Below are 22,722 nucleotides of genomic sequence, written 5' to 3' on the forward strand. Positions count from 1 at the left end.
TTATTGATGAATGGATGGACAGGCAGGAAAACCACGGTGCATCCGGAAATATGGTTTTTCGATAAATATTTTAGCAGATATGAAATACAGAAGCAAGTGGTTGACAAAAAGATTCAGGATGATATAATGTACTTGTACAATAAGTACACTTTACATATAAAAAAGAAAAGGCGGTGGAGCATGGAGATCATTATCAGCAATAATGCCAATAAGCCGATCTATGAACAGATTACATCCCAGATCAAAGCCATGATCATGAGCGGAGAGCTGCAGGCCGGGGACGCAATCCCTTCCATGCGGGCTCTGGCGAAGTCGATCCATGTCAGCGTGATCACGGTTCAGAAAGCATATGAGGATCTGCAGAGGGATGGATTTATCGAAACCACTGTCGGCCGGGGAAGTTTTGTATCGGCACAGAACAAGGAATTTTACCAGGAGGAGCAGCAGCGGATCGCGGAGGAGCACTTACAGGCTGCCGCAGAGATCGGCCGGATGAGCGGCATTTCCCTGGAAAAGCTGACGGAGCTTCTGGCATTATTCTACGAGGAGGATGATTGATATGGACTATATTTTAGAACTGGATCAGGTATCGAAAAGATTTCCGAAAGACGGTTTTGTACTGGACAGGGTATCATTTTCTCTGCCTTACGGCGCAGTTATGGGACTGGTCGGACAAAACGGTGCGGGAAAGACGACCGCCATCGGTTGCATCCTGAACACGTCCTCCAGGGACGGCGGAACGATCCGGCTGTTTGGACAGGAGATGGGGGATCAGGACACGGCCATAAGGGAAAAGATCGGCGTGGTCTATGACGGAGATAATTTTCCCGGATACCTGACGGCGGCGCAGTTGTCGGAGATCATGGGCGGACTGTATCAGGCGTGGGACCCTGTATTGTTTCAAAAATACCTGCAGGATTTTCACCTGCCTGCCGGACAGAAGATCGAGACCTATTCCAGAGGGATGACGATGAAGCTGGCGCTTTTTGCGGCGCTTTCACATCACCCGAAGCTTTTGATTCTGGACGAACCCACCGGCGGTCTGGACCCCGTTATGCGGGATGAGATCCTGGACGTATTTCTGGATTTTGTGCAGGAAGAGGACCATTCCATCCTGCTGTCCTCCCACATTACAAGCGACCTGGAGAAGATTGCGGATTACATTACCTTTATCCATGAGGGAAACGTGCTCCTGACCGCTTCCAAAAATGACCTGGCCTATCATTACGCGGTCATGCGCTGTAAGGAGAGCCAGTTTGACGCGCTGGACCGGGGGGATATCATAGCCTATCGGAAACGGGATTTTCAGATTGACGTGCTGGTGTCTGACGGCAAAGAAGCAGAAAAAAAGTACAGGGACGCGGTTTTGGACCATGCTTCGCTGGATGAGATCATGCTGCTTTTGGTAAAGGGGGAACGGGTATGAAGGGACTTCTGAAAAATAATGTTTATGCGGTGCTGTCCAATGCGAAGCTGTTTTCGGCCATGATGCTGGTGCTTGGGATTTTCGTCGTTGGGATAGATCACGATGCGCAGATTTTTATCATCGGCTATATGCTTCTGTGCATGACAGGATTTTCTGTCATAGCTGCGGCAAGCCTGCGCAGGGAAAGCGTGTCAAAGTGGAGTAAATACAAGCTGACGGCTCCGATCAGGCGTACGGATATTGTGAAAAGCTATTTTCTAAGTCAAATGGCCTGGCTTTGCATAGGAATGCTGCTTGCGGGAACCGCGGCGGCACTGTCCATCCTGTTTTATGGATTCCCTTTTGACAAAGACACGGACATTTTTATGGTGTATGTTGTGGGGATCGGGCTCAGCCTGTTTATGGGAGCCATCTTTTTCCCGCTGTTTTATCTCGGAGGAGAGGAACGCAGCGAGATACTCATCGGGGTCAGCCTGCTTGGCGGCGTTGGGGTGATTATGGGAGCCAGTTCACTGATGAACCGCTGGTTCGGCCCCCACATGACTGCCTTTCAGATCATGACGGCAGGGGCGGCTATCCTGGTGTGCGCACTGCTCGCATTCTTCCTGTCATTTCTGCTGACGGTGCGTATTTTTCAGAAGAAGGAGCTTTAAGCGGGGGAGAAAACCAGATTCAGAGCAGGATTCTTTGACGGGGGCTGTCGGAAATAGATAGCCTCCGTTTTGGTTTGTCATCGGCAGGTTTTAGTTTGATATCAGTTACCTGATAACGGATTCTTTTGATTGATTTATTTTATCTAATCGAATTTTTTTTGTAACGAAATCTCATTTTTTTGGATATATAAGGCAAAGGCATATGAATTGGATCAAAAGGCATGTTGCGGACTGCAAGAATTGCTGTGCAGTTTATGAATATCTGCGTTCGTCAGACAGATATGATGCCGCGGAAAAAAAGAAGGACATGGATCTGGTAAAGGATCTGAAAGCTGGCATACAAAAAAGAAAAAGAAGGAGTATGTCGGCGGTATTCGTCATATTGATCACAGGTATTTTGTTCATAAGGCGTTACAGCATCCCTGTTCCATTTGATGCAAATCGTATGTTTATAGAAACGGTTCCATCCGTATTTACGGTCTTTGCCACATTGTCAAGTGGAGAATTCAAAATTTCAATTCTCCATTGTTTTTATATGCGTTTTTTTGTATAATCTAATTATGAGAATGCTTGTTGGAGGTGGTAGATATGGGAAAATTAAGAGTTTACCTGGATACCTCAGTGATTAGTCATTTACTTCAGGAGGATGTGCCTGAAAAAATGGCTGATACCAGACAATTATGGGAAATGTTTCGCAATGGAAAGTATGACGTATATCTTTCTACTGTAACGCTTGAAGAACTAAAAGGATGTTCAGAACCAAAACAAAGCAAATTATTCGATTATTTAGGACTTATTGATTATACTTTGGTTCAAATTGATGATAATGTTGCAGATATTTCACATCAGATTATTGAAATGGGAATACTAACAAAGAAAAGCTATGATGATTGCCAGCATATCGGAGCTGCTATTGTAAGTGAATGTGATTGCATTATATCATGGAATTTTAAGCATATTGTAAATATTAAAACAATACGGGGAGTACGGGCAATTACTAACCTGAAAGGCCATAAACCAATTGAGATTTTAAACCCATCTGTGTTATTAGAAAGTGAGGAATGATTATGAGCAGACCTATTTTAAGTCCTAATTTTACCATTGAAGACATTCACAAATTGAGAGAATATAACTACTATCAGACGAAAGATATGAGCCGACAGGAACGCATGGACTATTATAATACTCGTGGTATGGAAGTTCACAAAGAGATACAAGCTAGAAAATTACAAAAAATATGAATTATGTAATTGAAAATAACGAGGGAGGGTAATGTATGGCAAAAATTATATCTATATTCAACAATAAAGGTGGTGTAGGAAAAACCACTATTGCTTGGAATCTGGCTAATGCTCTTGCTAGAAAAGGGAAAAAGGTTCTAATGATTGATTTTGATCCCCAGTGTAATTAAAGCAGGTGAAATTGAGGATATGAATGTCTTAATTCAAAACAGTATTTGGCAAAGCATACCGGTTGCTTCTTTGAAAGATTACAGACCTATGAAAACATTACAAGACAAAGGTTCATGGGCTCCTCGGCAAATAACTCTAATTGATAAGCTTAATACCCGATTCACGGAATTGGCAGATAACGTTATTTCTTCTTGTATTTAAGCAGACAAATATTACAAATACAATTTTAAATATTCCATGTATAAAGAGTATTTTGTACATGGAATATTTTACATCAATAAAAAGAACCTCATGAATAAAGTCCAGCTAAGAAATGTCAATAGGTAAAATGAAAAATGTTAAAAAAGTTTTTTTAAAGCAGTTGATGTAAAAAAGTGTAACTTTAATAAACCCACCTATGTGGAAATTTTAAAAATTTATGAGAACCTGTTAAGCTGCGTTCTGTGCCTTGCCAGGATGCGCTGCAAAATACTGCTCACAGTGTTCCTGAGGGGTGATGATCTTAAACGGCTTATTATCTCGGAGCATGGCAAAAATAATGTTGCAGATTTTATGCATGACAGCCCCGTTTTTCTTCTTGTTTTTGCATTTGCCGGCATAGTAGCTGTGGATCACCGGATTTACAGGTGTTTTCGTCCCTTTGTCCACCTTTAGGAGATTTATATCGGACTTACTGCCGGGAGGGGCACGCAAACGAACCGACACCGCGTCAGCTGCTTAAGATATTGGTTTATGGATACATGAACCATCTCTATTCCAGCCGGGAGATCGCCGCAGCCTGTCTCAGGGATATTAATTTCATGAGGCTTCTGGAAGGAGCAAAGGCACCCCATTATTCCACTATTGCCAGATTTCGTACTCTGCATTTCGGTCTCTGCGCAGAGCCGATCATGGCAGAAATGTCCCAGTTTCTGTATCAATTGGGAGAATTGTCCGGAGAAACCATTTTCATAGACGGCACAAAAATCGAAGCATGCGCCAACAAGTATACCTTTGTATGGAAGAAAGCGGTCAGTAAGAACCTGGGAAAATTATTGGAGAAACTGGCTGTTTTTGTAGAACTCTGCGAGGAGACTTACGGGATCAAGGTGGTGTATCAGAATCAGGTGAAAATGAAGCATATTTGCGGAACACGCAACAGTTATTCCAAAACCGACCATGACGCGACTTTTATGAGGATGAAAGAAGACGCTATGGGGAACGGACAGCTCAAGGCCGGATATAATCTCCAGCATGGCGTAGACAGTGAATATATTTCATGGCTGACCCTGGGATTACAGCCAGCGGATACCACAACATTGATTCCATTTTTGAAATCTATGGAAAGGAATCTTGGCTTTTCTTATTCAAAAGTAGTGACGGATTCCGGATATGAAAGCGAAGAAAATTATGGGTATCTGGACGGTAGTGGGATATTGCCATACATCAAACCAGCAAATTATGAGATTTCAAAAACAAGGAAATGTAAAAAAGACATCGGCCGGGTAGAAAACATGGAGTATGACGAAGCAACGGATACCTACACGTGCCATAATGGGAAAAAATTACATAAGGAAAGCATCAAAAAAGAGAAAACCCGACTGGATATGAACGGGAGACAACAGTTTATACCTGCCAGGAATGCGGTGGATGTCCATATAAGAAGGAATGCATCAAGGGGAACCACTGTAAGACCCCCTTGGAGGATCGGAACAAGAACCTGTATGTATCAAAAAAGTTGCTCGAATACCGGGAAGCAGACCTGGAGCGGATCGAAAGTGAAGAAGGGATAAAACTCCAGATGAATCGAAGTATCCAGGTGGAAGGATCCTTCGGGGAACTAAAACAGAACAGTGGATTCCGTAGATTTTTGTGCCGTGGGAGCCAGAATGTGAAAGCAGAAGCGATACTTTTGGCATTTGCACATAACATCAATAAGCTGCACCATAAGATTCAGGGAGACAGAACCGGGAATCACCAGTTTCCTTTAAAGAAAAGCGCATAAAAATAGACCAGTCAAAAGACTCAGGCCCTGTCTGGTGACAGGGCCTGGGAAAGTGCGTCCATCTAAAAAAACAACGGGGAATACCTCTCTAATTTCAATAAAAAAACTACTCTTTTTAGAAGAAGGGGCTGTTACATCCGAGATTTTTTGATCTCTGGTGCAACAGCCACATTGCTTGCCAGTATGTTTTAAACTATACATTTTGTGAACAGTAATAGCAGACAGTTGCTTTTTAAGCATACCTCAGATATAATAATAAAAGCTATTTATGCAGGAGGTATTGCAATGGAAATACGGGTGCTTCGCTATTTTCTTGCTGTTGTTCGCGAAGGGGGAATCAATCGGGCAGCAGAAGTCTTACATATTACCCAGCCGACATTGAGCCGCCAGCTATCACAGTTAGAGGAAGAAGTTGGTGTTAAGCTGTTTTACAGAGGCGCAAAAAAGATTACCTTAACAAACGAGGGAGTTTTACTGCGGCGGAGAGCAGAGGAAATTTTGTCTTTAGTTGACCGGACAGAAAAAGAGCTGATTGAACAGGACGAGATGGTGGAAGGCAGAATCGTCATTGGCGGTGGGGAATTGGCGGCCATGCAGGTGCTGCCGGAAATCATTGAAACTTTCCGAGACAAATATTCCCTTGTAACTTTCGACATTTTTACAGGAAATGCCGATCTGGTGAAGGAGCAGATGGAAAAAGGATTGATTGATATTGGCGTTTTACTGGAGCCGGTTGATATAGAAAAGTTTGATTTTATTCGACTGAAAGGAAAAGAGCGATGGGTTGTTTTAATGCGCCCGGACGATCCGCTTGCAGAAAAAGAAGCTGTGAGTGCAAAAGACTTGGAGAATAAGCCTCTCATACTTCCGAGACGGACAAATGTGAGGAACGAATTATCCCACTGGTTCGGCGATTCTTTTCAGGAAAAACAGGTTCTCTTTACCAGTAATCTGGCCACAAACAGCGCCCTTATGGTTCAGAGGGGGCTGGCATACTCCATTGTAATTGAGGGTTCCGTACCCTTTTGGGATAAAGAAAAAATTATTTACCGGCCATTATCACCGGAACTGACAGCAAGCAGTGTGCTGGCATGGAAAAAACAACAGCCGTTTAGTTTGGCTGCGACAAAATTCATAGAACACATGAGATACCTTTTAGGCATAACCTGAATATAAAAACTAAGCATTTGATATAACCAATGACCTAAATTATAATGTAGGTGTAGAAAAAAGTGTAGCCGCTTTTCTTCTGCACCTGCTTTTTTGTGGCGGAAAGTTTGCAGAAAGTGCTTTCTATTAAATAAGGGAGGCTGACGATGACATTAGAGGAAGTAACCAGACAGGTAAAAAAGTGTGGAAAGACAAAGGAGGATCAGATACGGATTTTAAGAAAAAGCAGATTACAACTGTTGGATGAAATACATTCCAAGCAGCAATTATTAGACCAGTTGGATTATATGATCCATGAAATTAAGAAAGATTCGGAGGTTTCTACATGAAAAGATCAGAACACAAGACTATTTTTGAAAAAGGCGTCCTCAATCCTTTTGGCGAGTATTTTACAGGACAATCCTATCTGGCAATGCTGACACAGTTAAATGGCGTAGGTGTTGCAAATGTAACTTTTGAACCTGCCTGCCGGAATAACTGGCACATCCATCATGGAGAGAACGGCGGCGGCCAGATTCTGCTCGTTACCGGAGGGCGGGGCTGGTATCAGGAATGGGGAAAAGAAGCACAGGAGCTTCGGGCCGGAGATGTGGTTACAATTCCTGTGGGCGTGAAACATTGGCATGGGGCGGCAAAAGACAGCTGGTTTTCCCATGTGGCCATAGAGGTTCCCGGCGAGGGTACTTCCAATGAATGGCTGGAAGCAGTTTCAGATACAGATTACAGCAAATTGAAGTAGGAGGCAGACAATGAAAAAACTATGGATTCCGCTGCTTTGCCTGTTATTTGCATACTCCTTTTCCGGCTGTGGAAATAATCCGACGAATCAAATAGAGGAAAGTAAGGCGGAGGAAACAGAATCTCAGTTGGTTACGGAGGAATCTTCGGCTTCGACGCCGGAAAGCAGCAAACCGGAACAATCCGCAGAAAATGAAAGTAATATTCTGATTGTCTATTTTTCACGATGGGGTAACACAGAGTATCCCAATGACGTGGATGCGACGACATCTGCCAGCATTGTGGCAGATGAAGAAAATTACGGAACTACAGAATATATGGCCCGTATGATACGGAAAAATGTCGGCGGCGATCTTCACCTTATCCAGACACAGGAACCTTATCCGACCGATTTTGATGAGCTTCGGGATTTGAACCACAGTGAAATGGCGGAGAACTATCTGCCTGCTTTGGTGGAAAGCAATCTGGATACTTCCAGATATGATACTGTGTTCATCGGCTATCCTGTATGGGCGACAGAAGTTCCGCAGGCTGTACTTTCTTTTTTGAACGAATATGATCTTACCGGAAAAACAGTGGTTCCGTTTTGTACGCACGATGGATACGGAGCAGGCGGCAGTTACGAAACAATCCGTGAGGCCAGCCATGCTGCAGAATCGCCGGATGGTCTGGCGGTTGAAGCAAAAGACGTTCTGACTGCTGAAAATACCGTTGCTGCATGGCTTGAAGAAATTGGTATCAGGGGAAAGAGCGCTGGAACAGAAATGACGGAGACCGCCATTACAATCACGATTGGCGACATCGTGCTTGATGGGGTGATTTATGATACTGCGCTGGCACAGGAAATAAAAGAATATTTTCCCCTCACGATTTCCATGAGTGGTTTTGGAGGGAGGGAATATTATGGCGGTGTAGACTTCTATCCTGCGGCGGAGAATCTGGCGGGCGGCGGAAACACCTTTGACAATGGCGATATTACTTACTGCGAGGCTCATCATAACATGGCGGTTTTTTATGCACAGACAGATAATCCCATGCTTTCCGTGGATGTCATTCCGATTGGCAGAGTGACTTCGGACTTATCTGTTTTTGAAAACCTTGAAAGCCGGGTGGAAATTACCTTCTCACTGGCAGAATAGAGAGTGAACACAAGTTCCTAAATAAAAAAATTGGAGGAGACCTATGAAAAAAATTGCAGCTTTATTACTTACTCTTTTGATGGCCGTATCCGTTACGGCATGTGCCGGGAGCAGTGAACCGGCTGAAACTGGTTCGTCTGATGTGGAGAACAGCGTAGCAGAGGAAATGTCCGAACCGGAAAGCAGCGCAGCAGAATCCGAACAAGAAAACAAGACTGCGCAGCCCGGTGAAACGGAAGAAACGGAGCCTGTGCCTGAAACGGATACCGGGATGGAAGGGGCAAAGGTACTGGTAGCTTATTTCTCTGCCACCAATACAACAGAGGGTGTGGCCGAACATATTGCAAATGGTCTGAACGCAGACCTTTATGAGATTGTCCCGGAGGAACCTTATACAGAAGCAGATCTGAACTATAACGATGATAACAGCCGCAGTACCATTGAAATGAATGACCCTTCCGCACGTCCGGCTATCTCCGGTTCGGTGGAGAACATGGAGCAATACGATATTGTATTTATAGGGTATCCGATTTGGTGGGGCGAAGCGCCAAGAATCGTCAGCACCTTTATGGAAAGCTATGATTTTTCCGGCAAGACGATTGTTCCTTTCTGCACTTCCGGCGGCAGCGGTATTGGTTCCAGCGATTCCAATTTGGAGCAGCTTACCAGTGGCGCTGACTGGCTGGATGGACGGCGGCTGAACGGAAGTGATTCGGAGGAAACGGTTATGGAATGGGTAAACGGTCTTGGGCTGGGAAAACAAAAATGAAAGTGAAAATGTTCATTGACATTTTGATGACGGTGTTTGTACTCATGCTGATGGCATATCAAGCCACAGGAGAAAAGCTCCATGAATGGCTCGGTACGGGAATGGCTGTATTATTTCTGGCACATAACCTTTTGAATATCCGGTGGTATGGGAGTTTGATGAAAGGAAACTATAGTCTTCTTCGTATTTTTCGGACAGTAATCAACTTTTCTGTTTTTGTAGTAATGCTTGCGCTTGCTTACAGTGGTATTGTTATGTCCCGTCATGTATTTTCTGCACTTCCGATTAATGGTGGAATGGCAGTGGCGAGAGTGCTGCACCTTGCAGGCTCCTACTGGGGATTTGTACTGATGAGCGTTCATCTTGGGCTTCATTGGAGTATGATAACAGGAATGATTTGTAAACATTCCGGCGAAAAAAAATCTGAGGTTCTACGATGGAGCCTCCGGCTGATAGCTGTCCTGATTGCTGCGTATGGAGCAGTTTCCTTCTATCAGGCGGATATTTTGTCCTATATGTTTCTTAAAGTGGAGTTTGCATTTCTTGATTACGAAAAAAGCGCCGCTTTCATCTTTGCAGAATATATGGCGATGATGGGACTGTGGGTGTTTATCGCCTTCTATGTGTCAAAAGTGTTGGGAAAATTATCAGCAGCAAAATTTAAGCGAAAGCGAGGCGAAGGGGCAAGAAATGAATCAGAAAGCAGAAGCATTTTCTAATAAGCAATTAAAAGGAATGATTGTCCCGCTGTTTTTCGAGCAGCTTTTGGTTATGCTGGTGGGACTGGCGGATACGCTGGTAATAAGCTATGCGGGGGAAGCAGCCGTTTCCGGTGTTTCTTTGGTAAATCAATTCAATACAATTTTTATCTATCTGTTTACGGCATTGGCATCCGGTGGAGCGGTTGTGATCAGCCAGTATATCGGCAGAAATGAAAAGGGTGCTGCGGGAGCTTCTGCCAGTCAGCTTTTGTTGTTCTCCATCGTTTTTTCGGGTATTGCGGCAGGACTGGTACTGTTGGGAAATGAATGGATATTGCGTCTGATGTTCGGCAAGGTCGAGGATTCCGTCATGGAGGCCTGTGTGACCTATCTTCGGATTTCGGCATATTCCTATCCGGCATTGGCGGTTTATAATTCCGGCGCAGCAGTCTGCCGCAGTCTTGGGAAAACGAATGTAACCATGTATCTGTCCGTGGTTTCCAATATTGTCAACGTGATTGGAAATCTAATCGGCGTATTTGTGCTTCATGCAGGAGTGGCGGGTGTCGCATATCCTTCTTTCATTGCCCGGACATTTTCGGCTGTGATGATTACATGGCTGTGCTTTCGCAGAAAAAATGAGGTGTTTTATCAGCGGGAATGGATTTTTAAGTGGAGCGGGGATTCCATGAAAAAAATTTTGCGGATTGCTGTCCCCAATGGTCTGGAAAACGGTGTATTCCAGTTGGTGAAGGTGGCTCTTAGCAGCATTGTGGCCCTTTTTGGAACTTATCAGATTGCGGCTAACGGAGTGGCGCAGAGTATCTGGTCTTTGGCAGCATTGGCAGGTGTGGCGATGGGGCCGGTATTTATCACAGTGATCGGACAGTGTATGGGAAACCGGGATACGGAAGGAGCGGACTATTATTTCAAAAAGCTGACAGGGATTACGCTCTTGCTTTCCGCGGCATGGAACCTGATTGTATTTCTTCTGACACCGCTCTTTCTAAGGTTCTATGCACTGGAACCGGAGACAAAGCGGCTTGTTGTCTGGCTGGTGCTGATTCATAATGTATTCAATGCGGCGGCCTTTCCGTTTTCCGGCGCGGTCAGCAATGGGCTTCGGGCGGCGGGGGACGTGAAATTTACCATGTATGTTTCCATTGCGTCCACGATTGCAGGCCGGCTGTTATTGACTTGGCTTCTCGGCGTTGTCCTTGATATGGGAGTCATCGGCATTGCGGCTGCTATGGTATGCGACTGGATGATCCGGGCGGTTATCTTTATTCTGCGGCAAAAGTCCGGTAGATGGAAAAACTTTCAGGTTATTTAAGTGTACTATTGGGTAGAAAGTATGGATTTGTGATTTTAGGAGGTTGAGATTATGCAATACTGTGAATTAGGCGTTTCCGGGCTGAATGTTTCCAGCATTTGTATGGGGTGTATGGGATTTGGCGAGGCGGGAAACGGCCAGCATACATGGACGATTGACGAGGAACATTCCCGTGAAATCATCCGCCGGGGGCTGGAATTGGGCGTTAATTTCTTTGATACAGCCATAGGATACCAGAGCGGAACCAGCGAGCAGTATCTTGGACGTGCGCTGCGGGATTATGCAAGGCGTGACGAGGTGGTTGTGGCTACGAAATTTCTTCCCCGCACACAGGAAGAAATCAAGGCAGGCATTACCGGGCAGCAGCATATCGAGCGGATGATAAACAAAAGTCTTATCAATCTTGGCATGGATTATGTAGATGCCCGTGTTATAATAGGGACAAGTTAGAAGAACCCAGTAAAATCAAGGGGTTGCACTAACTTGTCCCCTTATTTTTTTGCCCTTAAAAGGGCAAACGGAATCACCGCATTTCTGGTTTCCATCTGGGAGCCGTACATATATTGCTGGCCAGCAGTATGAAAGTCTGATAGCGATTAAAGCAACCATACCATCCGCTGATGATGGATTTGAAGGTCCGAAGTCCTTATAAATGCTGACGGGTTGCAACGGGGCGTTGTAATGATGGTTGACAGGTTTCGGCCGGGTTTAATGTGAACCGGGCGCCATGGGAGGGTTAAACCTGTGTTTCTGTACCATGGGCATAAATGAGATTTAACTACGGAAAGCCGGGGAACTTACAGCGCCCATATTGTTGTGATGGTTTTTTATAGATTAGCTTATCGTTTCATTCGGAAACAAATATTTCTTTTTTACAGGGAAAGGCACGGGCCGGTGCGCCTGGGAGCGGTTCCTGTAAAATTCCATAGGGAAGTTCAGTAACAGAGAATCAGTGGCAGGCCCGGTCTGGGCCGGTGAAAGGATAGGGAGCAGATGAAGAAGGATGTCAGAAAATTTAAGGTATATGAGCAGAGCGGCCATAATTATAAGCCGACGCCTACGATTACATTAAAGGGGCTTTGGCTGGAGGAATTGGGCTTTGGGGCGGGGACGCTCCTGACGGTCCGGTGTGAGGAAGGGAAGCTGGTCATTGAGCCGAGGGAGTCGGTGGATTACATTGATGTGTTTGAGGAACAGCAGTTAAGCATGGTGGCAGAGAGGAAAGTGAGGTTTTGATATATGGGAAAGATTTATATGATCGGTTCACAAAAAGGGGGTACGGCGAAGACAACAACTACGTTCAATCTGGCGTATTGTCTGCGGAAGATGGGAAAGAGGGTTTTGGCTGTGGATTTTGACAGCCAGGCGAATTTGACAACGTGCTTCGGCGTGGAGGATACGGGAGTGCTGGATGATACTATCGGACATCTGATGATGGCGCAGATTGAGGATATGAAGCTGCCGTCCCCGAAGAAGTACATACGGACGAAGGACGGGGTGGACTTCATCCCATCGTCTATTTATCTGTCGGTGGTGGATGCGAAGCTGCGGCTGGAGATGGGGGCGGAGAAGATGCTGTCCGGGATTCTGGAGCCGCTGCGGGAGAAGTATGATTATATCCTGATTGATACCTGCCCGTCCCTTGGGACTCTGACAATAAATGCGTTGGCGGCTGCCGATGAGGTCATTATCACGGTGAACCCCCAGCTTCTGGCTATGATGGGGATGCAGGACTTTCTGCGGACGGTGGTGAAGATAAGGAAGTGGATCAATCCGGGGCTGGGGATTGCGGGTATCCTGATGACCATGTGCGAGTCCAGGACGAAGCTGTGCAGGGTTCTGACTGAGGAAGTGACGGAGAGCTTCCAGGAGCAGATACGGGTGTTTGAGACGAGGATTCCCAGTACGGTGAAGGTGGGGGAGAGCATTTATTACAGCCTGCCGGTGGCGGAGTACAGCCCGAAGGCGAGCGCGGGGATGGCTTACAGAAAGTTTGCAAAGGAGTTGGTTTCGTATGAAGGCTAATGGGACGAAGAGGAAGATTTTTAATGACGCCGTGGACCTTCTGGCAGGGGCGGAAGAGGTTTCCGCTCCGGAGAACGGGATCAGGTTTCTGCCCATTGACAGTATCCGCCCGTTCCGGAAGCATCCTTTCCGGCTGTATGAGGGGGAGCGTCTGGAGGATATGGTGGAGAGCATTAGGGAGCATGGCGTTCTGAATCCGGTGATCGTGTGGCAGAAGGGAGAGGAATATGAGATGCTGACCGGGCATAACCGGCAGATGGCGGGGAAGCTGGCCGGGCTGGCGGAGATCCCGGCTATCGTGAAGACGGATTTGACGGAAGAGGATGCTTATGTGTATGTGATTGAGACCAACGTGATACAGAGGGGCTTTGCGGAGCTTCTGCCGTCCGAGAAGGCGGCGGTGCTGGCGGAGCGGTATGAGAAGGTCAGCAGCCAAGGGAGGCGGAATGACATTCTGGAAGAGATTGCAAGGCTGAACGGGCAGGACACGGCGGGGACTTGTGGACATGATGTCCACAAGTTGAAGAGCCGGGATACTATTGGAGAAGAGTACGGGATGACCGGGAGGAATATTGCCAGGTATATGCGGGTGCAGCAGTTGGAGGAACCTTTGAAGGAGCGGTTGGACGAGGGGACGTTGCCTCTGGTGGCGGCAGTGGATCTGTCTTATCTGTCGGAGAAGGAGCAGAAGGTGGTGTCCGGGCTGGCGGAGAAGGGGAAGATTAAGCTGGATGCGAAGACGGCGAAGCGCGTCAGGGGCATGGCCGGGAGTGTGACGGAGAAGAGGGTGCTGGAAACGCTTGACGGTGGGAAAGGGAAGAAGGATTTTGCCGGAAAGCCTATCAAGCTGCCGGCGGATGTGTATGAGAGGTATTTTGCCGGTGTGAAACCTGCGGACGTGGCAGGGATTGTGGAGGAAGCGCTGGCGGCATGGTTCGGGAAGGGAGGGGATGCAGATGTTCCAGGCGGAAGAGATAGAGAAGCTGGATAAGTCCTATTTTAACATTATCCTGGCGGAGAACTATGATGTGACGATCCAGTCTAAGAATACGGGGCATATCTGGTATATCCATAACCCGGAGTATCCGGGGGAAGGGGAGTGTATTATTTTCCATAAGCACAGGGCTTCCCATCCGTATCATCAGCATGGCAGGGCCAGAAATCTGCGGCAGGCAGTGAAGAGTATCAAGGGGCATGACGTGTTCCAGATGAACGGCAGGAGACGTTCGTAATATATGGCATGAAGAGGAAATCGTGAGAGCTCTGGCATATTGACATATGTCGGAGTTTTCTTATGTATATATTGTGGATGCAAATATGCCAATGGGTTTTTAATGAGTTCTTAGAAAGCCCGTTCCATTAGATGGGAATATGCTGTATAATAGAGTTTGTTATGAAAGGCAATCAATCAGGGAGGCGGAAAAATGATCTGTAAAATAAGAAAATGGGCCCTGGCAGATGCGGCAGATCTGGCGGCGGCTCTTTCCAATAGAAAAGTGCAGGATAATCTTAGAGATGGGCTGCCGTATCCTTATACGGAACAAGACGGGGTGGACTTTATTTCTGCCATGCTGTCTGCGGATGAAAATGAAACATTTGCTTTTGCTATAACTGCAGATGGACGTGTGGTGGGGAGTATTGGTGTTTTCCGTCAGGGGAATATCCACAGGCAGACAGCCGAGCTGGGATATTATATTGCGGAAGGATACTGGGGAAAAGGGATCATGACGGAGGCTGTGAAACAGATTTGCGGATATGTTTTTGATAAAAGTGATATTATCCGTATTTACGCAGAGCCATTTGCGTATAATAAGGCATCCTGTCGTGTGCTGGAAAAGGCAGGTTTTCAGTATGAGGGGACGTTAAGAAATAATGCGGTAAAAAACGGGAAAGTGATCGATATGAAAATGTATTCCTTGCTAAAAAAGGAAATATGAATTTCAGGATTTGGATTGGGCATTGTGGAGAATAGAATGGAGAAAAAAGTGTTAATATGGGAACCATGGTTCTTCATGACTTTTGGGCTGTTTCATCTGCACAGGATATGGGGATTGATAGACAGAGATTCTTATGCCGGATTTTGGGTGGGCATATTGGAAAGTAAAGGGGTGTTTTATTTTACGTTGATGGGAGTATTGGCAGGATTGAGTGTTTTAGGAATCTTTACTTTTACGAAATGCCGGGGTAACAACTATTGGTGGAGATGGATATATCTGTTTGGCGGCGCTTATGTGCTATTTGATCTATATGCGATTGCGGCCGGATTGGAATTTTGGAATAAACTTTTGTTGTGGATGTTTGACGTAGACTCAATTTATTGGAATGCGGTATGGTCATTCTTTGTATTGCTTGGTGGGTTTAGCTTTCTATTAGGAATGAAACTATTGGAGCAGAGAAAGGGATGAGCCTGGCTATATGGAGGCGGTTTTATGGAAAAAGCAATTTTATATATTCATGGAAAAAATGGGAGTTATATGGAAGTTGAACAGTACAGGAAAAATTGTATGGGCTTTGATATGATCGGGATAGACTACCAGGATGATGTCCCGTGGGTTGTGCAGGATCAGATTCGGGCGGCATACGATAAAGCCTGTGAAAAATACAACCATATTTATATCATTGCGAATAGTATAGGAGCTTACTTTGCAATGTACACATTACAGACTTGTGATATTGAGAAGGCTTTCTTTATATCGCCTGTACTTGATATGGAAAGACTTATACTGGATATGATGGAGTGGGCGGATGTATCGGAGAAGGAACTGTGCGAAAAGGAGGAAATTATTACTGATTTTGGAGAAAAGCTATCATGGGCATATTTATGTTTTGTCAGGGCTAATCCAATAACATGGAATATTCCTACGGAGATCTTATATGCAGGAAATGATACTCTTATATCCCGGCAGACAGTGGACATGTTTGTCAGTAGTCATCATGCGGCTCTTACTGTGATGGAAAATGGGGAACATTGGTTTCATACAGATGAACAGATTGCCTTTTTAAATAGCTGGATGAAAAGGGTAATATGTTAAAATGATAGAAATTGGACGGAAAGAGGCAGCCAGATGAGGAATGCGGATTTTTGTATGGAGTTGAAGCGGGCGGAATGTCCGGTGAAGGTGGCGGAGATTGTGGAGAAGACAATAAGGGCCGTCTATCCCCATTATTATCCTTCCGGGGCAGTATGGTTTTTTCTGGATTTGCATAACGAACAGAGGATAAGAGAAGCGTTTGCCAGGGAAGATATTTACTTCGCGGCGGTGCAGGGAGAGATTGTAGGAACCGGGAGTATCAGGGGGAATGAGATCTGCAGGCTGTTTATTTTACCGGAATATCAGGCAAAAGGTTACGGAAGCAGGCTGATGGATCTCCTGGAGGATACGGTTTTCCAGCAGTATCAGGCGGTACATATTGATGCGTCTTTCCCGGCGGAAAGCATGTATTTGAAACGGGGATACCGGATAAAAACTTATGAGAAGATTAAGACAGAGGGCGGGGATTATCTCTGTTACCATACAATGGAAAAGGTGGCAGGTGGAAAGGGATAAAGATTTTCAGGAGGGAACAGATGGATAAATGGTTTACGGTTGACAGGATAGATGAGGATACTTACATCATCAGCGAATACCGGCATTGGGAGGAAACACATTGTTATCTGCTGAATGGTTCCGGGCGCAGTCTATTGATTGATACGGGGCTTGGGATCTGTAATATTTATGACGAGGTGGTGAAGCTGACAGACCAGCCGGTTACGGCTGTTGCTACACATATCCATTGGGATCATATCGGAGGGCATAAATATTTTCCGGATTTCTATGCCCATGAAGAGGAATTGGGGTGGCTGTCGGGCGGGTTCCCTTTGTCTATGGAAACGGTCAGGGGCATGGTAGTTGACCGTTGTGAACTGCCGGAAGGTTATAATGTGGGCAGCTATGAGATGTTCCAGGGGAGGCCGTCCGTGGTCCTGCGCGGCGGGGAAGAGATTGACATTGGCGGGAGGATGATAAAGGTGTTTCATACGCCGGGACATTCACCGGGGCATATGTGCTTTTGGGAACCGGAGCGTGGATATCTTTTTACAGGGGATCTGATCTACAAGGATACCTTGTTTGCGTATTATCCATCTACAGATCCGGGAGCTTATCTTTCCTCACTGGAAAAGATGGCACTTCTTCCTGTGGAAAGGGTATTCCCGGCGCACCATTCCCTGGATATCCAGCCGGAGATTATCGGCCGTATGAGGGATGCTTTCCGGGGATTGAAGGAGAGCGGGAAACTGCGTCATGGGAGCGGGACTTTTGATTACGGAGACTGGGCGGTCTGGCTGTGATGGGGGTGTTTATGAGGGATGAAGGCAGGATGGAGTCAGAAGATATTATTCTGGGAAAGGCAAAATATGAGGATTAGAGATCGATATACCGGAATGTCTGGTCAAGGCCGGAAACAGCAGAATATATGGTATGGAAAGTGACGGCTGATGAGGATGGGGCCAGGGAGAGGATACAGAGGACGATTGCGTGGCAGGAGACCCATGATGCGTGGCTGGTGTATGAGAGGGGCAGCGGGCAGGCCATTGGTTTTGCCGGAGTGGAGGAATCAGAGCCGCGTATTTTTCATGAGACTGGTATTGCCCTGGGGCCGGAGTATGTGGGAAGGGGATATGGAAAACAAATCCTGGGTTTATTGATGGAATACTGTATTTCTTTAGGCGGGCAGGAATTTTATTATTCTACACGGGCAGGGAATCTTGCCTCAAGGGCACTGGCGTTATCCTGTGGATTGACTTATCAGTGTTCGGAGCGGAGGACAGACCAGCGCAGCGGGAAAACTTATGAATTGGAGATTTATAAAAAGAATCTGGAAAGGGGGGATATGGAATGAATACCTATCAGGTTATAGATGAAAAAAACTGGGAGAGAGCCATGCACTGTATGGTTTTCAGGGAAAGCGTGGAGCCTGCTTTCTGTGTGACATTTGAGGCTGATATTACAAATTTCCGGCGGAAAGTAAGGGCGCGGAATCTTTCTTTTACGCTGGCGTTTGTGTATGCGGTATGTAAATGCGCGAATGACATTGAGGCGTTCCGGTATCGTTTCCTGGACGGGAGGGTGATCCTTTTTGACCATATTGATAGTGCGTTTACTTATCTGAATCAGGATACGGGGCTGTTCAAAGTGGTCAATGTGCCGCTTCGGGGCAGTATTCAGGAATATGTGGAGACGGCGGGAAGGATTGCCAGGGAGCAGAAGGAATATTTTACCGGTCCCCTTGGAAATGATGTGTTCCAGTGTTCGCCTATGCCCTGGATCACCTATACGCATATCTCACATACCAATTCCGGGAAAAAGGATAATGCGACGCCTTTGTTTGACTGGGGGAAGTATCATGAGAAGGACGGTAAAATTGTCATGCCTGTATCTGTCCAGGCGCATCATTCTTTTGTGGATGGGATACACATTGGGCAGTTTGCGGATATGCTCCAGAGATATCTGGAATCGTTTTAGGTGTGGAAGCGAGGTCATATCATAGAATCTTGGACAGGATTTTATGATCAAAATTCTATTGTAAGTTTATAAAAAGGGCTGAAAATGCTGGGAAGGCATTTTCAGCCTTTTTTCCATTTGGAAGGGAAATTGTTTGCGGAAGTGATTGACATGTCAGCAGATTCTTTGTATAATAGTTATTGACTTCAAGTCAATAACTATTGAGGGAGGAGGAGGGAAATTGGCAAGGCCAGTGAAAAAACAGCCGGAACAATGGAAGAAAGAGATTTTGGATGCGGCAAAGGAGTTGTTTTTATCGAAAGGATATGAGGAAACTGCCATTACGGATATTATGGAGCTGGCAGGCGGCGCAAAGGGGATGTTTTACCGTTTTTTCCAGAGCAAGGAAGAGGTCATGCGCGCTTTGGGGGATCAGATGTTTTTGGAAAATAATCCTTTTGAGGCAGTCAGGGGGCGCCTGGACCTGAACGGGTTGCAGAAGATCCGGGAAGTGCTTGCTTTTGACAGGGCAGACGGAGAGCGGGAGGAGATCAATATACAGGCAATCCCTATCCTGAAAGACCCGCGCATTCTGGCGGCCGCGGTGGAGGCGAACCGGCGGGTGCTGACTCCTTTATGGCTTGAACTGATCGAGGAAGGGCGGCGTGACGGTTCTATCCGGACGGAGTATGCAAAGGAGCTTTCCGAACTGCTTCCCCTTGTTAATTTCTGGCTGATGCCGTCCGTGTTTCCGGCTGATGCGGAAGAGATCCGGCATAAGTGCCGGTTTGTCGCGGAGGTTCTTTCGGCAATGGGGCTTCCGATCATAGAGGATGAGATGGTTGGACGGACAGAGCGGATACTGGGAGGCTATGGGGAAGAAAGGAAGGAGTAGCGTATGGGGCAGAAACTGTTTACGAGAAATTTTACGCTCCTTGTACTGGGGCAGGCAAGTTCTTTGTTTGGAAATTATATATTACGTTTGGCGCTGTCTATGTATGTTCTGGAAGTGACCGGTTCGGCGGCTGTGTTTGCGGGCATTTTATCCATTGCGACAATTCCCACGATTCTTTTATCGCCTGTGGGCGGTATTCTGGCTGACCGGGCAGACAGGAGGAACATCATGGTGGCGCTGGATGCGTTGACGGGGATGTCTGTCTTATGCGCAGCAGTTTTCTTGTCCGGGTGGAATGCCATTGTGGTGATCGGCGTGCTGCTGGTAGTGCTCTCTGTCCTTGGGGCATTTGAGACGCCTACGGTGCAGGCTTGTATCCCGCAGATGCTGTCAGGTGATAACATTATTAAGGGAAATGCGGTTGTAAACCAGGTGGCGTCCATTTCTTATCTAATCGCGCCTTTGCTGGGCGGTATTCTGTATGCGGCAGTGGGTTTGAAGCCGGTGATGTACGCAAGTGTCGTATGCTTTTTAATAACGGCGTTGTTTGAATGTTTTATTAAATTGAGCCGTCAGACCAGGGATTTCAAGGGGAATATTTTGTCCATGGTAAAAGATGATTTTTCTGACAGTATCCGGTTTATTACAAAGGAGAGGCCGGATATCATGAAGACGCTGCTTCTGACAGCATTCTCACGCTTTTTTGTCATGGGGGTTACATTGGTCGGGCTGCCTTTTCTTGTGCGGACCGTGCTGGGACTGGACGCAAAGTTTTATGGCGGGGCGGAGAGCGCGCTGGCGGTGGCAACTATTATGGGAAGTATTGCCGCAGGGCTTCTTACGGGGAAGTTAAGATCCGGCAGATTATCGTATGTGCTTGCGGCAATCGGTGTCTGTATCATTCCGGCAGGGGTTGTATTCCTTTTCCCATCCAGCGCATTGATCAGATATGCCGTGATTGTTGCTGGTTTTTTTGGCATGCAGGCCGCAATCAGTATCTTTTCTATTTTTGCGGTATCCATGATTCAGCAGAATACGCCGGATGGGCTGATCGGGAAGATCATGGCTTATACAGCCGCTGTTACGATGTGCGCCCAGCCGGTTGGGCAGATGGTATATGGATTTTTGTTCGACAGGTTCCATGGAGCGGTGTATCTTGTATTGATCCCTTCGGGGATTGTGGTATGCGTGATCGGGCTGCTTGCCACAGGTTTTTTTAAGAAACTGGATGAAAAGTAAGGTGGTGTAATAAACTGATAAAGGGTATAATAGGATTACGTTAATAACACGGCCAGATAAAGGTATCATGGTTTGATCTGGATACGGATTTGATCAGGAATAATGCGTAAATATATGCCGGAATGGAGGGAGAGAGATTCAGAAGAATTATAGGCATGGGCGGCGGTTTGGACGTGTTTATGATAGGACGGAAGAGATAGACAGAGGAACATTGGAAGAAGGCTTTCCTGACGGGAGAGCGCTAAGAGAGATCAGACAGGAGGTAGACAATGAGACAATCGCCAGGTTAGAGCCCCGGCAGCCAGGAACCGGGGCTGTATACGAGGAGGTGGACATGAATGGAGAGACTGAAATGCCCAAGGTGCGGAAAGCGTGTCATGGATATCCGCACGGAATCCCCGAAGCCAGTAGAGGCACAGACCAGGTGCCCGAGCTGCAATCATATTGTTACGGTGTACTGGGAACCAAAGAGTAAGAGGAAAGAGAAAGATAAGGAATAGGTACATAGGAGGGACGGCTTCTGCGAGGATGCGGGGGCCGTCCTTTTTTTGTGCGGCGGTGATTATCCTGCCGGGAACGGGGAATACTTGGATTATGCATGGAAAATTATGGCATGGATGCCGTGCCGCTGTACCTGCAGTGGCAGGAAGGAGGCGGCGTGGGAGAAACGAAGGTATGTCCGCTCTGCGGCAGGAGGCTCCTGGACGTGAAGCGGGACCGGGCATATGAGGTCATTTTTGAACTGCGGTGTCCGCACTGCGGGAAGATTGTGAGGATTGTGCTGCCAGCCCGTGCAGGGTTGAAAAACTGAATGTATTTTTACGACCGAGCGAGTGGGACCGCATAGTGTCGAGTCACCGAATGGCCGGAGTAAAGCTAGGGATCAAGTAGCTTACTCCGGCCTTTTTTTGGTTTTACGGTAATGTCCCATATAGAGCTTCCGGCGTTTCTGGCTTTACGAAGGCGTAAAGAAAGGAACGCTTTATGTCTGAAAAGAGGATCATTACCATCAGGTCAGGGAACGAGGAAGTGCGGATGGAGGTTACGGAGGAAGAGTACCAGAGGTATTTCCGCCCGTGGTGGCGGCAGAAGAAGAGGGAGCAGAGGAACCGGGAGGCGATGGAGGAAAAGGGGTATACGGAAGAGTCTTATGAGGCGTGGAGGGACGAGGCGGCGGAGGATATGGGGATTGCGGATACGGGGCAGCCGGATATGGATGAGCTGCTGGAGAAGGAGATGCTGCTTGGGGTGCTGGAGGAAGCGCTGGATTCCCTGATGCCGGAAGAAAGGGAGCTGGCCCTGAAAGTGTTCGGGGAGCAGGTGCCGGTGAGCGAATTTGCGAAGGAACGGGGTGAGCCCAGGACAACGGTGTCTTCCCGGAAGGTGTCGGTGCTGGGGAAGCTGCGGGAGTTTTTCCGGGGGAAGGGGCTGGATGTGTGAGCCGGCCGGCGGTTCGACAATAAGGGACAGGCTTGTCGAATGGTTTTTGAAAAAGTTTTGAAAATCGTTCGTCACATTTGAAAAAAGTGTCATTACGGGAAGTAGAGGGGTAAGTTTTGCTGCCTTTCAAAACGGGAAGGAAGGAGGCCGGGATTTATGGAAAATTCGCAGGAACTGATCGGGATTCTGCAGGCGATCAGCATTGTGGCGAAGAGCCTTGCGGTGAAGCTGATGAAGATTGACCGGGAGATCAGGGCGTATGAGTCCGCCGGGGAAGGGGCCCGGGGCAGAAGGAAAATGAAGAAAGGAAAGTGA

The 22,722-nt window shown here is 46.8% G+C and carries 30 protein-coding genes and 3 pseudogenes; 32 read left to right on the top strand and 1 reads right to left on the bottom strand.

What is annotated here, in order from left to right; all coding sequences use genetic code 11:
* Window positions 1-180 precede the first annotated feature (180 nt).
* The 6 genes from EBB54_RS06480 to EBB54_RS06500 all read left to right on the top strand — a co-directional run bounded on the left by EBB54_RS06480 (window position 181) and on the right by EBB54_RS06500 (window position 3,490).
* A complete protein-coding gene (locus EBB54_RS06480; RefSeq protein ID WP_016296854.1) occupies window positions 181-558 on the top strand; it encodes a GntR family transcriptional regulator in 378 nt (125 codons plus the stop codon).
* A 1-nt stretch (window position 559) separates the two neighbouring features.
* On the top strand, window positions 560-1,426 hold the full coding sequence (locus EBB54_RS06485) for an ABC transporter ATP-binding protein (RefSeq protein WP_125126817.1): 867 nt from the start codon (window positions 560-562) through the stop codon (window positions 1,424-1,426).
* Entirely contained in the window at window positions 1,423-2,079 is a 657-nt protein-coding gene (locus EBB54_RS06490; RefSeq protein ID WP_125126818.1) for an ABC-2 transporter permease, read from the top strand. The genes EBB54_RS06485 and EBB54_RS06490 overlap by 4 nt, the downstream gene beginning before the upstream one ends.
* Window positions 2,080-2,667: 588 nt before the next feature.
* Window positions 2,668-3,144 carry a PIN domain-containing protein gene (locus EBB54_RS06495; RefSeq protein ID WP_004068770.1) on the top strand — a complete coding sequence of 159 codons (477 nt, stop codon included), beginning with the start codon at window positions 2,668-2,670 and terminating at the stop codon, window positions 3,142-3,144.
* Window positions 3,145-3,146: 2 nt separating this feature from the next.
* Entirely contained in the window at window positions 3,147-3,320 is a 174-nt protein-coding gene (locus tag EBB54_RS30510; RefSeq protein WP_004068769.1) for a hypothetical protein, read from the top strand.
* 35 nt (window positions 3,321-3,355) lie between these two features.
* Window positions 3,356-3,490, top strand: coding sequence for a ParA family protein (locus EBB54_RS06500; protein ID WP_205128746.1), 135 nt, complete (start codon window positions 3,356-3,358; stop codon window positions 3,488-3,490).
* Window positions 3,491-3,920: 430 nt separating this feature from the next.
* Here the strand turns inward: EBB54_RS06500 and EBB54_RS32170 are convergent.
* Window positions 3,921-4,154 (bottom strand): annotated as a pseudogene (locus EBB54_RS32170) (IS110 family transposase); the annotation flags it as partial.
* Between EBB54_RS32170 and EBB54_RS32615 the strand changes: the two are divergent.
* The 26 genes and pseudogenes from EBB54_RS32615 to EBB54_RS30515 all read left to right on the top strand — a co-directional run.
* Window positions 4,142-5,475, top strand: a pseudogene (locus EBB54_RS32615) (IS1182 family transposase); the annotation flags it as partial. The pseudogenes EBB54_RS32170 and EBB54_RS32615 overlap by 13 nt on opposite strands.
* Before the next feature lie 285 nt (window positions 5,476-5,760).
* A complete protein-coding gene (locus EBB54_RS06520) occupies window positions 5,761-6,645 on the top strand; it encodes a LysR family transcriptional regulator (RefSeq protein ID WP_125126819.1) in 885 nt (294 codons plus the stop codon).
* Between the two features lie 146 nt (window positions 6,646-6,791).
* Window positions 6,792-6,974 carry a hypothetical protein gene (locus tag EBB54_RS06525; RefSeq protein ID WP_120397624.1) on the top strand — a complete coding sequence of 61 codons (183 nt, stop codon included), beginning with the start codon at window positions 6,792-6,794 and terminating at the stop codon, window positions 6,972-6,974.
* Window positions 6,971-7,384, top strand: coding sequence for a cupin domain-containing protein (locus EBB54_RS06530; RefSeq protein WP_170178085.1), 414 nt, complete (start codon window positions 6,971-6,973; stop codon window positions 7,382-7,384). The genes EBB54_RS06525 and EBB54_RS06530 overlap by 4 nt, the downstream gene beginning before the upstream one ends.
* Window positions 7,385-7,394: 10 nt before the next feature.
* The gene (locus EBB54_RS06535; RefSeq protein WP_125126820.1) at window positions 7,395-8,522 is read left to right on the top strand and encodes a flavodoxin; all 1,128 of its coding nucleotides are present in this window, start codon (window positions 7,395-7,397) and stop codon (window positions 8,520-8,522) included.
* Window positions 8,523-8,565: 43 nt separating this feature from the next.
* Entirely contained in the window at window positions 8,566-9,291 is a 726-nt protein-coding gene (locus EBB54_RS06540) for a flavodoxin (RefSeq protein WP_125126821.1), read from the top strand.
* A 26-nt stretch (window positions 9,292-9,317) separates the two neighbouring features.
* The gene (locus tag EBB54_RS06545) at window positions 9,318-10,010 is read left to right on the top strand and encodes a DUF4405 domain-containing protein (protein ID WP_243127871.1); all 693 of its coding nucleotides are present in this window, start codon (window positions 9,318-9,320) and stop codon (window positions 10,008-10,010) included.
* Window positions 9,982-11,325 carry an MATE family efflux transporter gene (locus tag EBB54_RS06550; protein WP_125126823.1) on the top strand — a complete coding sequence of 448 codons (1,344 nt, stop codon included), beginning with the start codon at window positions 9,982-9,984 and terminating at the stop codon, window positions 11,323-11,325. The genes EBB54_RS06545 and EBB54_RS06550 overlap by 29 nt, the downstream gene beginning before the upstream one ends.
* Window positions 11,326-11,376: 51 nt before the next feature.
* Window positions 11,377-11,748: pseudogene (locus EBB54_RS06555) on the top strand (aldo/keto reductase); the annotation flags it as partial.
* A 570-nt stretch (window positions 11,749-12,318) separates the two neighbouring features.
* Window positions 12,319-12,561 carry a SymE family type I addiction module toxin gene (locus EBB54_RS06560; protein ID WP_103241726.1) on the top strand — a complete coding sequence of 81 codons (243 nt, stop codon included), beginning with the start codon at window positions 12,319-12,321 and terminating at the stop codon, window positions 12,559-12,561.
* 3 nt (window positions 12,562-12,564) lie between these two features.
* On the top strand, window positions 12,565-13,350 hold the full coding sequence (locus EBB54_RS06565; RefSeq protein WP_125126824.1) for a ParA family protein: 786 nt from the start codon (window positions 12,565-12,567) through the stop codon (window positions 13,348-13,350).
* A complete protein-coding gene (locus EBB54_RS06570; protein ID WP_125126825.1) occupies window positions 13,340-14,341 on the top strand; it encodes a ParB N-terminal domain-containing protein in 1,002 nt (333 codons plus the stop codon). Before EBB54_RS06565 ends, EBB54_RS06570 begins: the two co-directional genes overlap by 11 nt.
* On the top strand, window positions 14,307-14,582 hold the full coding sequence (locus EBB54_RS06575; protein WP_125126826.1) for a hypothetical protein: 276 nt from the start codon (window positions 14,307-14,309) through the stop codon (window positions 14,580-14,582). The genes EBB54_RS06570 and EBB54_RS06575 overlap by 35 nt, the downstream gene beginning before the upstream one ends.
* A gap of 192 nt (window positions 14,583-14,774) precedes the next feature.
* Complete coding sequence (locus EBB54_RS06580; protein WP_125126827.1) at window positions 14,775-15,287, top strand: GNAT family N-acetyltransferase; 513 nt, start codon at window positions 14,775-14,777, stop codon at window positions 15,285-15,287.
* A gap of 36 nt (window positions 15,288-15,323) precedes the next feature.
* Window positions 15,324-15,755: a hypothetical protein gene (locus EBB54_RS06585; RefSeq protein WP_125126828.1), complete on the top strand. Its 432-nt coding sequence runs from the start codon at window positions 15,324-15,326 to the stop codon at window positions 15,753-15,755.
* 24 nt (window positions 15,756-15,779) lie between these two features.
* Window positions 15,780-16,382, top strand: coding sequence for an alpha/beta hydrolase (locus EBB54_RS06590; RefSeq protein WP_125126829.1), 603 nt, complete (start codon window positions 15,780-15,782; stop codon window positions 16,380-16,382).
* A 33-nt stretch (window positions 16,383-16,415) separates the two neighbouring features.
* A complete protein-coding gene (locus tag EBB54_RS06595; RefSeq protein ID WP_243127570.1) occupies window positions 16,416-16,898 on the top strand; it encodes a GNAT family N-acetyltransferase in 483 nt (160 codons plus the stop codon).
* A 20-nt stretch (window positions 16,899-16,918) separates the two neighbouring features.
* A complete protein-coding gene (locus EBB54_RS06600; protein ID WP_125126830.1) occupies window positions 16,919-17,680 on the top strand; it encodes an MBL fold metallo-hydrolase in 762 nt (253 codons plus the stop codon).
* 83 nt (window positions 17,681-17,763) lie between these two features.
* Window positions 17,764-18,231: a GNAT family N-acetyltransferase gene (locus EBB54_RS06605; protein WP_279229989.1), complete on the top strand. Its 468-nt coding sequence runs from the start codon at window positions 17,764-17,766 to the stop codon at window positions 18,229-18,231.
* On the top strand, window positions 18,228-18,854 hold the full coding sequence (locus tag EBB54_RS06610; protein ID WP_125126831.1) for a CatA-like O-acetyltransferase: 627 nt from the start codon (window positions 18,228-18,230) through the stop codon (window positions 18,852-18,854). The genes EBB54_RS06605 and EBB54_RS06610 overlap by 4 nt, the downstream gene beginning before the upstream one ends.
* 220 nt (window positions 18,855-19,074) lie before the next feature.
* Window positions 19,075-19,728, top strand: a complete 654-nt coding sequence (locus EBB54_RS06615; protein WP_125126832.1) for a TetR/AcrR family transcriptional regulator — start codon at window positions 19,075-19,077, stop codon at window positions 19,726-19,728.
* Between the two features lie 3 nt (window positions 19,729-19,731).
* Window positions 19,732-20,967, top strand: a complete 1,236-nt coding sequence (locus EBB54_RS06620) for an MFS transporter (RefSeq protein WP_125126833.1) — start codon at window positions 19,732-19,734, stop codon at window positions 20,965-20,967.
* A gap of 338 nt (window positions 20,968-21,305) precedes the next feature.
* Window positions 21,306-21,467: a hypothetical protein gene (locus EBB54_RS30090; protein WP_154677777.1), complete on the top strand. Its 162-nt coding sequence runs from the start codon at window positions 21,306-21,308 to the stop codon at window positions 21,465-21,467.
* Window positions 21,468-21,565: 98 nt separating this feature from the next.
* A complete protein-coding gene (locus EBB54_RS06625; protein ID WP_125126834.1) occupies window positions 21,566-21,778 on the top strand; it encodes a hypothetical protein in 213 nt (70 codons plus the stop codon).
* Window positions 21,779-21,951: 173 nt separating this feature from the next.
* Window positions 21,952-22,407 carry a sigma-70 RNA polymerase sigma factor region 4 domain-containing protein gene (locus EBB54_RS06630; RefSeq protein WP_125126835.1) on the top strand — a complete coding sequence of 152 codons (456 nt, stop codon included), beginning with the start codon at window positions 21,952-21,954 and terminating at the stop codon, window positions 22,405-22,407.
* A 156-nt stretch (window positions 22,408-22,563) separates the two neighbouring features.
* Window positions 22,564-22,722 (top strand): hypothetical protein, encoded by a 159-nt coding sequence (locus EBB54_RS30515; protein ID WP_170178086.1) that lies wholly within the window; start codon window positions 22,564-22,566, stop codon window positions 22,720-22,722.

Source organism: Schaedlerella arabinosiphila, from assembly GCF_003885045.1.
GTDB classification, from domain to species: domain Bacteria; phylum Bacillota; class Clostridia; order Lachnospirales; family Lachnospiraceae; genus Schaedlerella; species Schaedlerella arabinosiphila.